This window comes from Sedimentibacter sp. (genome assembly GCF_033447055.1).
GTDB lineage: Bacteria > Bacillota > Clostridia > Tissierellales > Sedimentibacteraceae > Sedimentibacter.
This window is the reverse complement of the sequence record NZ_JAWQJF010000166.1, coordinates 1-15,244: the sequence shown is the minus strand read 5'-3', so window position 1 is coordinate 15,244 and position 15,244 is coordinate 1. Positions and strand designations below refer to the sequence as shown.

General features: G+C 34.2%; 24 protein-coding genes and 1 pseudogene. All 25 read right to left on the bottom strand.

The features are described 5' to 3' along the window. Positions 1–3: 3 nt before the first annotated feature. Positions 4–1,272 (bottom strand): PBSX family phage terminase large subunit, encoded by a 1,269-nt coding sequence (locus tag SA378_RS11530; RefSeq protein ID WP_318526128.1) that lies wholly within the window; start codon positions 1,270–1,272, stop codon positions 4–6. Next, the gene (locus SA378_RS11525; RefSeq protein WP_318526127.1) at positions 1,257–2,117 is read right to left on the bottom strand and encodes a terminase small subunit; all 861 of its coding nucleotides are present in this window, start codon (positions 2,115–2,117) and stop codon (positions 1,257–1,259) included. The genes SA378_RS11530 and SA378_RS11525 overlap by 16 nt, the downstream gene beginning before the upstream one ends. A 24-nt stretch (positions 2,118–2,141) precedes the next feature. Then, the gene (locus SA378_RS11520) at positions 2,142–2,342 is read right to left on the bottom strand and encodes a hypothetical protein (RefSeq protein WP_318526126.1); all 201 of its coding nucleotides are present in this window, start codon (positions 2,340–2,342) and stop codon (positions 2,142–2,144) included. Between the two features lie 47 nt (positions 2,343–2,389). Continuing rightward, entirely contained in the window at positions 2,390–2,788 is a 399-nt protein-coding gene (locus SA378_RS11515) for a hypothetical protein (protein WP_318526125.1), read from the bottom strand. 195 nt (positions 2,789–2,983) lie between these two features. Continuing rightward, on the bottom strand, positions 2,984–3,397 hold the full coding sequence (locus SA378_RS11510) for a hypothetical protein (protein WP_318526124.1): 414 nt from the start codon (positions 3,395–3,397) through the stop codon (positions 2,984–2,986). Between the two features lie 14 nt (positions 3,398–3,411). Next, positions 3,412–3,570, bottom strand: coding sequence for a hypothetical protein (locus tag SA378_RS11505; RefSeq protein ID WP_318526123.1), 159 nt, complete (start codon positions 3,568–3,570; stop codon positions 3,412–3,414). Continuing rightward, a complete protein-coding gene (locus SA378_RS11500) occupies positions 3,551–3,787 on the bottom strand; it encodes a hypothetical protein (protein WP_318526122.1) in 237 nt (78 codons plus the stop codon). The genes SA378_RS11505 and SA378_RS11500 overlap by 20 nt, the downstream gene beginning before the upstream one ends. After that, positions 3,759–3,938: a hypothetical protein gene (locus SA378_RS11495; protein WP_318526121.1), complete on the bottom strand. Its 180-nt coding sequence runs from the start codon at positions 3,936–3,938 to the stop codon at positions 3,759–3,761. The genes SA378_RS11500 and SA378_RS11495 overlap by 29 nt, the downstream gene beginning before the upstream one ends. Next, positions 3,935–4,669 carry an MmcB family DNA repair protein gene (locus SA378_RS11490; RefSeq protein ID WP_318526120.1) on the bottom strand — a complete coding sequence of 245 codons (735 nt, stop codon included), beginning with the start codon at positions 4,667–4,669 and terminating at the stop codon, positions 3,935–3,937. Before SA378_RS11490 ends, SA378_RS11495 begins: the two co-directional genes overlap by 4 nt. Continuing rightward, positions 4,670–5,020, bottom strand: coding sequence for a hypothetical protein (locus tag SA378_RS11485; protein WP_318526119.1), 351 nt, complete (start codon positions 5,018–5,020; stop codon positions 4,670–4,672). It lies immediately after the preceding gene. After that, a complete protein-coding gene (locus tag SA378_RS11480) occupies positions 5,021–5,650 on the bottom strand; it encodes a hypothetical protein (protein ID WP_318526118.1) in 630 nt (209 codons plus the stop codon). 11 nt (positions 5,651–5,661) lie between these two features. Then, positions 5,662–7,080, bottom strand: a complete 1,419-nt coding sequence (locus tag SA378_RS11475; RefSeq protein ID WP_318526117.1) for a DNA cytosine methyltransferase — start codon at positions 7,078–7,080, stop codon at positions 5,662–5,664. A gap of 47 nt (positions 7,081–7,127) precedes the next feature. Then, entirely contained in the window at positions 7,128–7,565 is a 438-nt protein-coding gene (locus SA378_RS11470) for a single-stranded DNA-binding protein (protein WP_318526116.1), read from the bottom strand. Continuing rightward, complete coding sequence (locus SA378_RS11465) at positions 7,558–7,911, bottom strand: GTP-binding protein (RefSeq protein WP_318526115.1); 354 nt, start codon at positions 7,909–7,911, stop codon at positions 7,558–7,560. The genes SA378_RS11470 and SA378_RS11465 overlap by 8 nt, the downstream gene beginning before the upstream one ends. Before the next feature lie 3 nt (positions 7,912–7,914). Beyond that, complete coding sequence (locus SA378_RS11460; protein ID WP_318526114.1) at positions 7,915–8,253, bottom strand: nucleoside triphosphate pyrophosphohydrolase family protein; 339 nt, start codon at positions 8,251–8,253, stop codon at positions 7,915–7,917. A 121-nt stretch (positions 8,254–8,374) separates the two neighbouring features. Next, positions 8,375–9,355 carry a site-specific DNA-methyltransferase gene (locus tag SA378_RS11455; protein WP_318526113.1) on the bottom strand — a complete coding sequence of 327 codons (981 nt, stop codon included), beginning with the start codon at positions 9,353–9,355 and terminating at the stop codon, positions 8,375–8,377. Further along, on the bottom strand, positions 9,355–10,728 hold the full coding sequence (locus SA378_RS11450; protein ID WP_318526112.1) for a helicase-related protein: 1,374 nt from the start codon (positions 10,726–10,728) through the stop codon (positions 9,355–9,357). The genes SA378_RS11455 and SA378_RS11450 overlap by 1 nt, the downstream gene beginning before the upstream one ends. An 8-nt stretch (positions 10,729–10,736) precedes the next feature. Next, positions 10,737–10,973 (bottom strand): hypothetical protein, encoded by a 237-nt coding sequence (locus SA378_RS11445; protein ID WP_318526111.1) that lies wholly within the window; start codon positions 10,971–10,973, stop codon positions 10,737–10,739. After that, entirely contained in the window at positions 10,974–11,300 is a 327-nt protein-coding gene (locus SA378_RS11440) for a hypothetical protein (protein WP_318526110.1), read from the bottom strand. 30 nt (positions 11,301–11,330) lie between these two features. Next, positions 11,331–12,143 carry a conserved phage C-terminal domain-containing protein gene (locus SA378_RS11435; protein ID WP_318526109.1) on the bottom strand — a complete coding sequence of 271 codons (813 nt, stop codon included), beginning with the start codon at positions 12,141–12,143 and terminating at the stop codon, positions 11,331–11,333. Next, positions 12,130–12,678 (bottom strand): hypothetical protein, encoded by a 549-nt coding sequence (locus SA378_RS11430; RefSeq protein ID WP_318526108.1) that lies wholly within the window; start codon positions 12,676–12,678, stop codon positions 12,130–12,132. The genes SA378_RS11435 and SA378_RS11430 overlap by 14 nt, the downstream gene beginning before the upstream one ends. Continuing rightward, positions 12,679–12,960, bottom strand: coding sequence for a hypothetical protein (locus tag SA378_RS11425; RefSeq protein WP_318526107.1), 282 nt, complete (start codon positions 12,958–12,960; stop codon positions 12,679–12,681). Then, complete coding sequence (locus SA378_RS11420) at positions 12,957–14,108, bottom strand: DUF1351 domain-containing protein (RefSeq protein ID WP_318526106.1); 1,152 nt, start codon at positions 14,106–14,108, stop codon at positions 12,957–12,959. Before SA378_RS11420 ends, SA378_RS11425 begins: the two co-directional genes overlap by 4 nt. A gap of 10 nt (positions 14,109–14,118) precedes the next feature. Continuing rightward, positions 14,119–14,919, bottom strand: coding sequence for a hypothetical protein (locus SA378_RS11415; RefSeq protein ID WP_318526105.1), 801 nt, complete (start codon positions 14,917–14,919; stop codon positions 14,119–14,121). Continuing rightward, positions 14,920–15,244, bottom strand: a pseudogene (locus tag SA378_RS11410) (hypothetical protein); the annotation flags it as partial.

Here is a 15,244-nt window from a genome sequence, read left to right as displayed (position 1 = left end):
GCTTTATACAAGCCATTTATTGTAGTTCAATATTGTATAACAAAAGTACCTTACAGCATCCATTGCATGGTCATGTTGCTTAATTGGCTTATCCTCACCACGCTCTGAAGCTTTTGAATCCCATATATATGAATTAAACTCTAATATCGTGTTTATACATTCCACAGAAAAAGCAATCTTCTCTTTATTGAGTAATGATGCTACATATCTAATACCATCTACTACATCATTTTTAGCTTTTTTTATGTGGTATCCTCGTTTTCTAAGCTCTGCAATAAAAGATGCTGCACTTGGATCTATTACTATTGACTTTGGTTTAATGTCCCCAAGGAATATTTTTAAATCATCAGCATACTCACCATCGGTTTTTTGCTCTGATTCATCACGTCCTGAATAATAATATTCTTTTATACAGATCCATTTTCCTTTTGCATCTTTACACCATAAAAGAAAAACAGTAGCGTTTTGAGTACCATAGTCACAGCTGACATAATAAGTAGTTGTTATTAAATCCTTTAATTCATTTAACACATGCTTTGCAGCATTGAACATGTCATAAATAACACCCTCTGCCACAACCCATAAACCCCTAATATAACGGTCATAGAATACGCCACTATACATTGACCTATATCTTGCTTTAATCTTATCTGATAGGCTTAAATTATCTTCCATAGTGAAGTGTAAATATAGGAGGTTCTTAACATCTAACTTATCTATCCAATTAACTTTAAACCAATGAAATGGTCCATCTGGGTTACAGTTAAACCAAAACTTAGAACCATCTACTGAACATCTTCCCGTTGCCTGGTTAACAAATGATTCAGGCATTAGAGCAACTTCATCAAAAAAACAGCCTGCAAGAGTGATACCTTGTATCAAGTCTTGTGACCGTTCGTCTTTACCACCAAATATATAAAAATAGTTAGTAACATCACCTTTGCTAACTATTACTAAATTATCTGCTCTATGATCTACAACTCCATATCCTCTTGACCGGAGCATAAGCTTCATCCAAAATAAAACATTACGTCTAAATGAACCTATCGTTTTTCCACACATACCAAAGTTTTGTTGTGTGAATATCTCCATTGCCCACATAACAAACGATAATGACATTGATAAAGTCTTACCACTTCTTATAGCACCATCTGCAATAATACCGTCTTTATCATGAACTGGTGAATTTGGAAGCCACCAGGTTAATACTTTAAGTTGTTTGTTAGAAAACGGTTTGAATTTAAATATGGCTTTTATTATTCTTCCTGCCATATGTCATCAACCTTTCCGGAAAGAGCTTCAATAAATCCATCATCTTCTGTTGGATGACTATCATCTAAATTAGCTTTAGATTTTAAGATTGCTATTTCTGCTCTTTGTTTTTCTGTAGCCATGTTCATATGGTCTGTAAGCCACTGCAAAGCTTTCATTCTGTCTTGTAGCTTAATTGATGCACCATCTTTGCCTTGCTTGACTTCGCTAATAATAGTTCCATCAACCTCAGATGATTCTTTGAATTTAACAGTATTCACAATTTTAGTTAATGAAACCTTTGCTCCTGTTTCTTCATCCTTTAATTCTATAGGTCCGAATGGACCCATAACAGGAACTTCTTCTCTTCCAAATTCTAAAAAATCTGTTATATCAGAAAAAGCAATATCCATATACTTTTGAAATATATCCTCAGGCTTCAGAAATGCTTGATTTAACTTTTCTTGTTTGAGATTCTGAATTTGTTCTTTAATCTTATCTTTACTTAGCAGTCTAGAACCGTTTACCATTGCTGAATAATCGTCACATCCATAAGCTTTCTTATATGCTTTCGTTGCATTAAAGCATTTAGCATAGTATAAACAAAATAGCCTTTGCTTATCATTTAGTTCACTATTCTCTAATAACTGCATGACCTCTTTAGCAATAGCTTTTTCCTTAGTGCATTTCTTTTCCGAACGCTCGTTATTTTTATCCGAACGTTCACCATCCCATTTATATATACTTTTCCATCTTCGCACTGTCCCAGGAGGTATATTTAGTTGACTAGCTACCTCAACTAACTTCATACCAGTTTTATATAACTCATATGCTTTATCTGTATTCTCGTTATGTCCTCTTCCCACACCACCACCTCGTTCATTATATTGTTATATTTGCTTTACCACTCCATGCTCTTTTTTATACTTTCTGTGCTTCATGCACCCCTTAATGTCATCAAACTGCTCATGTTCGAACTCTTCTATCTCACATGTCTTATATCTGTCGCAAGCAGGATTACCTACCTTACATAGACATATGAGATGGTCTTTGTTCCATCTTGTATAGCACTTGTATTTAATCCTACTCACCTTCTTTCGGCACTAAAAAAGCACCCTTAAAGAGTGCTTTTATATTATTAAATTTCAATACCTAATATTTTAAATCCATTTGTTAAATATTTATATAAAACTGGACTCTTGTCCAACATTTGGTTTATTTCAATTTCTTTAGTTTTCCATCTTATAACTTCATCAAAATATTTTCTATTTTTATCATAAATAACTTGTGGTGTATCATCTTTGTCGTAATCTTCATCTCTTCCCAGATACATTATGCTTTGTAATATTTTTATTGTCTCAAAATCGAGAAAATTAAAATATTCATATAATGCATCATGCTCTTTTGTAGTTTTAAAATTATCAAGGTCACCAAAGAACTCTTTAACACTTGTTCTTTTTCCGCTACTTTCTACTATCATGAGTTCATGTGATAAATTTAAAACTGTTTTGAATACATTTGTTAAATCCTCAAACATAATAATACTCCTTTGTTTTTTTACTAAATTATACCATTGAAGTCATTTTTGTTCAATGGCAATAGTAAAAAAAGGCACTCTTATATCTAGAATACCTTTTTCAGGAGGTTTTTACAAATGATAACTCAAGTAGTCAATCTTGGACACTATCATAATAACATATTTTAGCCCCTCAAAACTACCATCTTTTTACCTTTACACCCTCCATCCTAAATAACTACCAACTAATTTAACAATTTCCCTTCGCCACCTGTAAAATGTGTTATTGCCTATATGTAATTCGTTCATTATGCCAGTATCAGTAAACTTGCGTTCAAAATATTTCATTTGCAACATTCTTAATTTTGTTTCGTCTTGCTGCAATATAACCAATGTCTTTTCAATGGCTTTAATTCTGCGTTCACACTCTAGGATTGCCTTACTGCTTATCATTTTAATGGCCTTATTTGCTGTGGTATCTCCTGTTGTCCCTGATTGAACGCATACCTCTTGAAATGCACTTCCCTCTAGTATTTCTTCTTCCATAAGTTCAAGCTCTTTTTTAGTGTCGTTGTAGCCGTACAGTTCAGCTTCTATCAATTTAAAATTTGAATGTTCTATTTTATTCATTTTCTACCTCCATTTTAGTAGTTTTCTTTATTTACCAACACTTTGCCGTCTTTATTTTCAAAATATATAGTTGCTTCTCTTATATCTTCTCTAATCAAAATTTTAACTACTTCGCAATCTTGATGAGCATTGCTTATATCACTTAATATTCCTTTAATTACTGATATTTTCATTTTCCACCTCCACCACATTAGGCAATACCATAATTGCTGATTTATTTCCTTTGCCTGGTATGTAGATACCGTTTACTTGATAATATTCTCCACTACTTAAAACTACTTGTTCTGTGCCTTTATCTTTTATAGCCTTTACTAATTCAATCAACATTGTCTCAGGTAGCAAACAAGCTTTTAACCCTTTATCAGTTGTTAATATCATGCTTATATTCATCTTTTACCTCCACTGCTTTTTCCTCATAAGTTGTAAATTTCTTTTCGCATTTAGTGCATTTCCTTTTACGCTTCGTTTTCGTTCCGTCCTCAACCTCTCTGCTGTCAATTACAATCGTAAAATAATTATCGCAAAATGGACATTTCATCATTTCACCTCTTCGAGTTTGTTTAATATTGTCTTTGTGTTACTAATAATGACGTTCGCATTATGCTTTAACCAATCTAAATCTTGTAAGGATAATCCATTTGATGTAGGCAAACTCCTTAAATCTACACAACTTGTCCCGTATAACTCTTTCCAATCTCTATGAATTTCATCATAAAACTTTTTATAATATGAATTATCAAAACTTTTTATTTGATATTCTAAATTTGATATTTTATCAGCAACTTCCCAACCTATATTCTTTAAATCCTTTTTCGCTTTATAATCTGCCAGCATTTCCGCTCTTGTCCTATAGCCGAAATATCTTTCTGCTTTCCAAAACATGATATGTAATAAAACATCAGGATTAACCGATATATTTCTGTATGGAGCTTTTTTAATTGTTCTAAGTTTACCTGTATCAGGACTATATATCATATGTCCCGCTCCTTGTGGCAACTCTCCATCTTTTACAATATCTTTCAAGGTTACAAAATAAAATATGTTACAGTTTTGCATATATACAGGATGTTTTTGGTCGCTTAGAAAGTCTTGTCTTGATACTTTAATCTCGTATCCTATAACCGTTTTTGGTGACCATGTTTTCTTGATTGCGACTGCGTCCATTATTTTACTTCCTGCTGAACCTAACTTAACTTGTGCAGCAAAGATATCTCCTAAATTATCATGCTTTGCTTGTAATGCTTCTGTTATAATTCTTTCACCGTTATACATCTATGCCTCCCAAATCTCAACTATTACGTCTTTCCCATCGTGAAATTTCTGCCTGATTTCATTGACGTATTTTCTTTTATCGTCCTTTATCAGATAGCCTTTTAATCCGTCCACAATCATTTTAGTAAGATATCCGTGATTATCTATGTCAAGGTTACTGTTATAGTTCATTTGTATTACTACAGGCTTTTTAAAAATTACTGGAGGTACATTCTGCTGCATCATGCTGTAATATACTAAATCATGTATTTCTTCCGCATCAGCATTTCGTTTTGACCAGTGTTTTCCGCTATATATTTTATTCATTCCATAATTACCGTTTACTTTTAAATCTACAGTAAATTTAATCAATTAATCATCTCCTCCTTTTAAAACAGGTAAATTAAATGTCGTATATTGATAATCAGACCATAACCCCGTTTTTGATAAGTACATATCTTTCATTTCAATACTGATATCTGTTTCATCCAATACAGTATCGTTTATGTCATGTGTAAGTTCGTATAATTTTTCCTCGAATTTTTTTTCAGCATCTTTTTCATTATTAAGGATTTCTAAAAAAGGATATTGATACCACTTTTTAGAATAAACCATGTTATTGTCGAGTAATTTAACTGTAGCTTCAAGCCTTCCCCTACTATCACTTACTAGTCTTATAAAGTTTTTCTCATTAATAATTCTAATGTCTTTTACACGTATAACCTTATATAAATTCTTGAGTTTTTCAGCTTCTTTGTATGCTTTTTCTTTTTCAGAAAACACATCATACTCAATATTCGAAGTCCAGAATGTAAAGAAGCCGCCCTGTGGTCTTTTAGCTGAATATCCATATCCTTTATTGCACTCCCAAAAATGATCTATAACTCCCATTTCAATTACATTAAGGATTATTTTATATACAATATCCCCTTTCTTTAATTCTGGTTTTTTCTGTTCATGGTCAAGTATTTTAAAATAATCATCTAAGGTCATTTGCTCCAATTAATCATCTCCTAACCTGCAATGCTTTCATAGACTTCTTCTTTATAATTTGCTTCTACTATGGCTTTTGCTAATGGTGGACATACACTGTTCCCACACTTTGCAACTTGTTCTGTTGTAGGGTATGAATTTCCCTCGCTGTCTCTGTCAATTATATAATTATCAGGGAATCCTTGTGCCTTGAATAATTCATGCGGTTTTAGCATTCTCATTCCAATATCCGCAATTTGATATTCAATCCCTTTTACAGTTACAATTCCGAATCTATCTTTTGCAGTTATGGTTCTTAAAGGTTGATCTAATCGTTGCCCTAAATCATTTTCATTTCCGTAATATGTCATAAGAAATGTTCTGACCTCTCCAAAATGTCCTGGACCTGCAACTATCGTATTCATTGGTTTATTTAAGTCTCTGCCGTCACAATTATTATTCATTTGTATTAAATGGCTTGTAACAAGCCCTAATCTATCTTTTGTAGTTAAAGTTGATACAGGTTCATCAATTCGATTGCCGCACCCCTCATAATATCCGCCAAAATACTTTGTTAAGAATGGTACAACTAATCCATACCGGTTAGATGTATCAAGCGTCATTATTGGTTTGTCCAAATCCTGCCCTCTAAATCCTTCTCCATAACTATGATACTGAATTATGAAAGGCTCTGGATTATCAATAACAAACTTCTGAATTCCTTTTGCAATACGTTTTAATGTATTTTCTGCAAGCGGCTTTTTCCTATCAAATATGCTCGGACAAGGAATGCTCCAGTCAATACATTCTGCAGCTGTTCGCCATGGCTTCAATAATCCGCATCTGACCTCTATTCCTTCAGGATCTCCATGCGTTGGTTCTGGCCATACAATCTGCTTGCCGTCACACCTTGCTATCATAATAAATCTTTTTCTTGTTGTTGGGGCTCCATAATCGCAAGCTCTTAATTCCCTAAATGATACTTTATATCCTTGCTTTTCAAGTGCCTTGATGAATAGTTCAAATGTCTGTCCTTTTTTATTTGGATCAGGATATAAATTGCCTTTTTCATCTTTAATTAACGGTCCCCAAGTTCTAAACTCTTCTACATTTTCAAGAATTATTACTCTTGGATGAACCGCTTTGACCCATTTGACAGCTACCCATGCAAGCCCTCTTACATTTTTATCAACTGGCTTACCGCCTTTTGCTTTACTAAAATGCTTGCAGTCAGGAGAAAACCATGCTAATCCTACAGGCTGACCTTGTGTTGCTTCCAAAGGATCTACTTCCCATACATCTTCTATATAATGTTTTGTACCCGGATGATTAACTTGATGCATTTTAATTGCCATTTCATCATGATTTATTGCTATGTCAACGCTTCTACCAACTGCCATTTCTATTCCTGTACTTGCTCCACCGCCTCCAGCGAAGTTGTCCACTATTAACTCTCTCATTTGTCCTCCTTGGGAGCCATCATTGACAGCTCCCCTTTTTATATCAACTAAAATGGAATGTCCTCATCGCCCACTGAATGAAACACATCTTCGCCGTCAAACGCTTCATCAAAATAACTTTCTGCATCTTGCGGAACAGTTTCTTTCTTTTGTCCAATAAACTCAACTCTATCTGCTATTACATCAGTGGTATATCTTTTCTCGCCTGACTGTGTTGTGTAGTTTCCAGTGTTAATTCTACCATGTATTGCACATTGACTTCCTTTGACTAAGAAGTTTGCACAATTTTCAGCTGATTTACCGAATACAGTTATGTTTATAAAATCTGCAGTTTGTTTTCCTTGAGCTGCTGCTTCTTGCTTTTTCTCTTTGCTCATTTCTCTGTCTACTGCTAATGTCATTTTTGTTACTGCCATTCCTGTACTTGGTATAAATTTAAGTTCAGGATCTCTGGCTATTCTGCCTAGTAATACACAACTATTCATAATCCACCTCAATTTCTTCATCTTGATAATAAGCTATATTCTGTGATTTATTCCTGTTAAAAATATTATCTAATACAGCTTGTATCTTTTTCACATCTTCATCGGTAATATCACTTAAAATGTGTTCGTCCCAATCTTCATACATTTTGTTTTCATATTCATAGTCAATCGCACTTTCAAGCATATCTTTTGCATCAATATGTGCATGATATTCCGTTGTGGTATAAAATTTCTTGTTTGTATCTTTGAAGTACTGCAAATCATTTTTAACATCTTTGACATCATAAACACTTTCGCTTTTGTCCATAACCTTTACATCATCTTGCAATTCTGATAATTTAATCATTTTTTAATCCTCACTTTCTCTATGTAAACTTCTTTCAGCTGAAAATCCATCAGGATATCTTTCTTTGAGCTTGTCTATGTTCATTTGCATTATAGTTTCTAAATCGCACCCTATGCCGTCTGCAAGTAATGCTACATACCAGCAAATATCCCCTAACTCTTTTGCTAAGTGTTCCCTGTCAAGTTCATGTCCTTGATATTTGTATTTCTTTAAGTGATCTATAACTTCTCCAGCTTCACCGTTTAATCCCATAGCTCCATTTGTAATTTTTTCAATTGGATCTTCCATTGCTTTTGTGTTAGCTGTTCTAAGTGCCAACTTTTGATATTCATTAATTTTCATCTATTTTCTTGAACCTCCCTAGCCATTGCTCTGAATTTCTGCATTGTGTTTGTCCAATTTCTGTGTTTGTATAACCATTTAATACAACGCCAGTAATACTTTAATTTTTCCATTACTCCTCCTAAAATAAACTTATTTGATTTTCTTCTTCAATTGCTGATTGACAGTTCTTTACTGCTTGATTGTAATAACTTTCTTTTAATTCAATGCCTACAGCTCTGCGTTTCATTTTAAGTGCCTGATATGCTTCACTACCTATACCTAAAAACGGTGTAAAAACTATATCTCCTGGATTGGTCCACAGTTCAATGGCTCTTTCTATTACTTGAAGCTGCAAAGGACATATATGCCGTTCATCTTTTTCTTCCCTAGCTTCGCTTCTATTTAGCGTATAACCTTGGTCTATATCCATCCATACTGGGCTTGCATATCTACGCCATACTTGATGCGAATACACAGGATCAACTTTTGCCATTGAAATATCTCTGTGCTTACGACTATCTTTAAGAGTTGGCTCTTGCTTTGGTGCATCGGGCTCGTCTTCTCCTATAAATCTTGTAAGCCCATTTGGATGTTTTATCGGTTCCTCATTATCTCCTGGTTTTCTCATCGTTATTAAGTAATCAGGTAATCCGTTTCTACACATTGAAGAATCTTTACATAGCTGTTTATGCATTAATCCGAGTGCTTTTGTCCTTGTAGCTTCCACTAAAGGATCTTTCCATATAATTGTTCTTGAGTGATATATAAATCCACATTCCTGAAATAATCTTATTAAATCTCCAGGGAAGTCTTTTAATCCTATATATCCATCTCTTTCTTTCATGGCCGGAATATCCATACAATGTACTGACATTAACCTTCCTGGTTTTAATATTCTAAATAATTCATTAGCAATAAATTTGAACTGCTGGAAAAATTCATCATTGCTTCTGCAATTTCCTAAGTCTCTATTGCTGTTAGAATAAGTGTACAAACTTGCAAACGGCGGACTGTAAATACTGAAATGCACACTGCTACTTGGTATATCCTTCATTGCCTCACATGAATCGCCATTATACAAGCTCATTCTTTCTGTTATATATTGATTGTTTACTTTCATTAACTAACCTCCATCAACCACGCAGGCAATTGTATTTCATGCTGTGGTGTATATTCTATTGCATTCCTAGTTGTGTTCCTTATCTCATTTTTAAGTATTTCAGACGTTAGAGCTACCATGTTGCTTGACATTTGCTGTGCAAGTTCTTCTTTTCTTTTCACGTTTGCAAGTACGCTTTCTTCTTTTTCTGAAATTATCACATGTACATTGACTTCTTTTATTTGTCCAAACCTATAGCAACGTCTAATTGCTTGATAGAATCGCTCATAACTATCGGATAATCCGCAGAATATAATGTTATTGCAGTTCTGCCAGTTCATTCCAAATCCTGCTATCTTTGGTTTTGTAACTAAGTATTTAACATCACCTATTGCAAATCCAATTAAAGCATTTTCTTTATGTTCTGGTGTGTCTGCTCCCTTTACTTCTACTGCTCCTGGTATTGACTTTGATAATGCTGTACTTTCGTCATTGTAATCACACCATATCAAACAGTTCTCCATGCCATGAACTAATTCAACTGCTTTGTTTACTCTATCCCCTAGGCTTTCTTTTCGTGCTTCTCTTCTTTCTTCCAATGTTTGAGCTGGAAGAGTAATAAACATATCTTCATTCGTTGGACTTTCAACATAATGAGTTTGAATACTCAGCTGTGGTAGTTTGTATTTACTTCCGTCGTATCCCAAGTCTTCAGGATTCTTAACCACCATAGCCCAACTTGCTATCCACTTCCAAAACTCACTTTCTGCATGCCCTTTTAATCTCCATTTTGCCGTATCTCCGCTATCATGTACAAAGAATGTTGCCAACATTTCTGACCTAGTCATTACACCTAAAAACTCTGCATGATTTCCTAGTTCCTCATAATCATTTGGGGCAGGTGTTGCTGTACATGCAAGTTTGTATTCTACAAATTTAAATAAATCAAGCATTTGTTGTGTTGTCTTTCCTGCAAATGATTTAATAATCGAACTTTCATCAAGCACTATTCCATCAAATTCATTGGGATTAAAGTGTTCTAGCATTTCGTAATTTGTGATATTTATGCCTTTTTTAACATCTTGTTGACTTCGACAAATCGTTACTTCTATTCCAAACTTTAATCCTTCTCTAACCGTCTGTTTGCTTACTGCCAAGGGTGCTAATATTAAGACTTTTCCATTTGTATGCTTGCAAATTTCATCAGACCATGATAGTTGAATTATCGTTTTGCCTAATCCAGTATCCAAAAACATTGCTGCTTTACCTTTTTTAAGTGCCCATTTTGTAATATCTCTTTGGAAATCAAACAAGTATTCATTACTAGGTATACAATCAAATCCAACTGGATTATTAACTCTTTGTTTGCTTTGTAAAAATTCCTCGTATTGCATGTTACCTCCTAGTTAGTTTTATTGAACTTCTCTTTGAGCTCCTGTATCTTTAGATCCATGCCAGTCTCTATTTCTTCTATCATGTTTACATTTTCAAAGTTCAATAGATGCTGGTCTCCGTTGCCTGTCTTAATCAATACCGCGTTACCCTCTTGCACTATCTCTGCAACGTTCTTAAAGTTTCTTGATGTAGACAAGGTGTTAAACCATACTTTTATAGTTGCTCCTCCAAATACTGCTTTCAATTAATCACCATCCTTACAAAATTCAACGAATACATCTAAAGTATCTGATACTTTCCAATCATACTTCCCTTGTTCCCAATGCTCGCATTGCATATTGTAATTGACGTCTTTTATAGTTTCTAAATCCCAGTCGCTTTGTTCGCAATATTCACAATCTGGGTATGGTGCATATTGGTTGCAATCATACAATTCGCCATCTTTCCAGCCCATTAAATGCTTGCAAGTAAAGCAATTTTTTAATGCAGGATTCATTTTGCAACTATGCCTATGTGGTGTTCTAAAAAGTTTTTTACAATATTCACATTCATATACTGTTATTGCTTTCAATTTGTCCCTTCTTCCATTGCTTTTAAGCTTTTAACTCTTATTAAACTTCTCTTTTAATTCATTTCTACGTTGCTCTGCCATTGCTTCCAAATCGACATTATCACTTTGTGTGAAGTTGTGAAATTTGTTAGCAGGTTTCTTTTGTACCGGCTTAGTATCTATTTGATTAAGATAGCTTTCAAACTTCGGACCAAATAATGTTTCTGGCCTTAAATACTTAGCCATATCTGTGTTAAGCCATTCTAATGATTTTTTATCTATAACTGTTTTAAAATCCTCTAATGTAAAATTTTCATTAACTCTTGCATCAATACAGGTTTTTGTTTTATTAGAGGATGTTTTATATTTCGTATTACATTTGAGATTAAGATAATCAATCACAGAAACATATATCTTTATATCTTTCTCTATCTCTTTATCTATCTCTATCTCTGTGTTACCATTTGTTTCAGAGGTGTTACATTGTAACATTTTTTGACACTCTCTATGCTTTCTAACTCTTGCAGCTACTGATGTTTCACTTCCTATCAGCTCTATTGTTTTTGGCAGTAAAAATTGTTCGTCATTTATCTGCTCGACTACTGCATATTTTTCTAAATATAGCCATGTAACCCTTACATTTTCAATATCTTCATCTAATTCTAAGGCTAATTCTTCAACGATATTACTTTCTATGCCCTCAAACACTAAAATACCATCTGTTTTCAAACTTAAAAGTTGTAATTTAAGATAAATTATTGTGTATGTATCACCACCTGCTATTTTTCTAAGTTTCTTGATTTCCTTTTGCTTAAAAAAGTCATCTTGAAGCTTTAGCCAATAATATTTTTTATTGTCCGCCACCTTTCCACGCCCCTTTCATCATTTCCAACTCTGCAGGTGTAATTGTTGAAATTTTTAATTTTTTACATTCGCTCACTATCCCATCTATCAGAATGGCCATTTCTCTTGTGTCATACTCACTTGAGCCTGTGAATACTTTTATATGTTTAAAGTGCTTTCCATTCAAATCCGCTTCTCCAAAGTCTTCACAATATTTAACTGACCTTTTGAATAATTCAGCTCCATGTTCTACAACTGATACAACACTGCTTTGACCATAATGCTTTAACATAGATAGATATACTTCTTCTTTACTGGAACGTAATACGTTCGCTATTTCAGTTATAAGCTTCCATGCATAAGCGTTCGCATCTAATGAGCGTTTCTTTTTCTTATTGCATATCTTTGCCTCTTTGATTTTATCGTTGCTTAAAAGCTCATTCAGTGTCTCTATACTGCTTTGCTCTTGCTTGGGAACGATGAGTGTTACCTCAAAGTCCCCATTAAATTCTCTAGTTATCTTGCCTTTTGTAAAAGTAAGTTCCGTTTCAATCACCTACCTGTAATTTTTGCCGAATATCTTCATGAACTCTTCAAATGAGTATTCCTTTTCAAATTGCAACTGTGCATATCTCTTTATGTATAAATCCAATTGATGATTGTTGTGTACTCCCTTTGGTCCTGTATGGCAATCTATGCACAACGGAATTGTCATTCTGTATTTATCTGATTGCTTTCTATTTGCTGTGCCAAAAAAGCAATGATGCTCTTGCAAATCTCTTGTACTCTGGCATATAAAGCAATGTTCCAAATCGTCTGTTACAATGCTACTTTTCATATTTCGCCTTGATCTGTTACTGTGTATTCAATTTCATTGTCCTTAAGGAACTTTGATACACTTCTCAGCTGTTCAAGTTTTCCAACAACTCTGTAAACAGCGTAGTAAGTAGGTTCTTCTGTTTCTACAGGTATTATAGGATTAATAGGTTCTGAAACAGTTTGCTGTACTGGTTCCGGTATCTGTTCGAATATCGGTTCTTGTACAGGTTCTGGAATAACTTCTATTATTGGTTCTGGTTCCGGTGGATTCTCTGCTTCGTATATTCTGCTTGCAGACAGCTTTATTTCTGCTATAACCTCTTTAGTTGTCATTCCTCTGTCTATATATCTTTTAAAATCTTCAAACTTCATTTTGCGATTGATTTTTTCGTTTTCAGATTCGATTGTATCTTTTATAATGTCAATCAATTCATCTTCTCTGTCCTGTTCCACTTTTAATGTCATAGCCTTTGAAATCAAATCTTCACGTACTTCATTTGACTTCGCTGTTAAATTACAATACTTATCCAATATTTCTAGTCTCACTGCATACTTTTCATTAAGGCTATACTCAGCTGCAACCTCTTTGGCAAGTTCTTCAGCTTGTGTACGTTTAGAATCTCTCTTTTGGTCATCAAATACTTTTATGCCTGTTTTAATTGGTCCTTCAGCTTTTTCTACTAATTCGATTAATTCTTTGCATTGATTTTCAAATGCTGTTATTGGTTTAGATAAGTCTTTCTTCTTATCCTTTCTGTAGTTGTCAATTTTCACCCTTAAGCTTGCCAGATCCTTTTGTTTTGACTTACAGGAAGACAAACTCTGCTCTGTTACAACAATTCCGTTGTATTCTGTTAATGTGTTTGTAAGTGCTATTTTCATTTCATCAAAATTGATTTTAATTACCGGAAGAACTTCTTTTTCAACTTTGAATTCCAATGTAGCCGGCTCTTCAGTCTCAATATCATCTGCAAGACCTTTTATAGTTTTAATTTCGAAGTCCACCTTTTCTTCAGCAATATTTGTTTCTGTTACTATTAGAATCTTGTCTTTACCTGCCATGTCTGCTACTACCAAATCACCGATATTAACTTCGATTTCTGATTTATATGTATAAGCTCTGCCTTTTGGCTGTCCATTGTCATCTATTACTTTTACTTTTATCATCTGTGTCCTCCTATAGACCTAAGTCTGCTATCTTTTTATTAGGTACATTTTGTAGTCTTTTCATTAACTCAGTCCACTGTTCAAGTTTTAATTCTCTTAAAGCTGTTACTCTATATTCTTTGCAAATTTGAATTGTCTTTACACCAGTTCTCTTAACTTCAGCTTCAAGAGCTGCAAGCTGTATCCTATCGATTACTTTTGTTTTTAAAGCCTCTATATCTTCTATAGGAGGTTCTTCTGGAATAACCGGATTACTTGCTTGAGGTGCATTAGTAGCAGGCTTGCCACCTACTTGTCCATACTTGGCGAATAATTGAACTCCCTTGCTGTCTTTAATTACCAATCCAATTATTTCCCTTTTGTTCTCAGTTTCCTTATACTGAATATCTGTAACTTTGGCACCGCTAAACTGATAAGGATTATCTAATTCAAAGCCTTTAGGTTGTTTTGCTTTCGTAGGACAATTAGCAAATATAAATCCACCAGTATAAAGTTCTCTGCCTATGCCTATATTGAATGCAGCTCTCTTGAATGCATCTGAAGCTTCGCCTTTCTCTTTCTCTGTAAAGCTTTCAGTTCCACAATCCCATTTCCAAACCCACTGTTCAATATCTTTGTTCCAGATACCTATTCCACAGTAAAGATTGTTATTTATAACTTCATGCTTTCTTTGCCATCCTTCAGGTCCATATACTTCATCCAGGATGTTCATATCACATCTTGCATCCTTATATAAAAGAAGTGAAGCTCCTTTAGCAGATACAGATCCTACTCTTACTTCTATTTCATCTGGTCTTAATCCTCTAAACATCTATATTTCCTCACTTTCAACAAATTTATTGTTTTGCAACGTGTAGAAAGTATTCTCCTTAATTTTCTTACCATCAACTTTGACACTTTTTACACTCTTAATATGCCAGTCATAGTTGCTATCTTGTTCCCATTCTACTAGTACCAGGTAACAACCGATTTTACCCTTTGCTTTACCTTCAACGCCCATTGACATTGCTATACTTTCCTTGCCTTCGACTATAGCGGCACTTCTGTATCCTGTGTTAGTTGCGGCACTGCTGTCTCCTGTGTTAGTTGCGGCACTTCTGTCTCCTGTGTTAGTTGCGGCACTGCTGTCTCCTGTG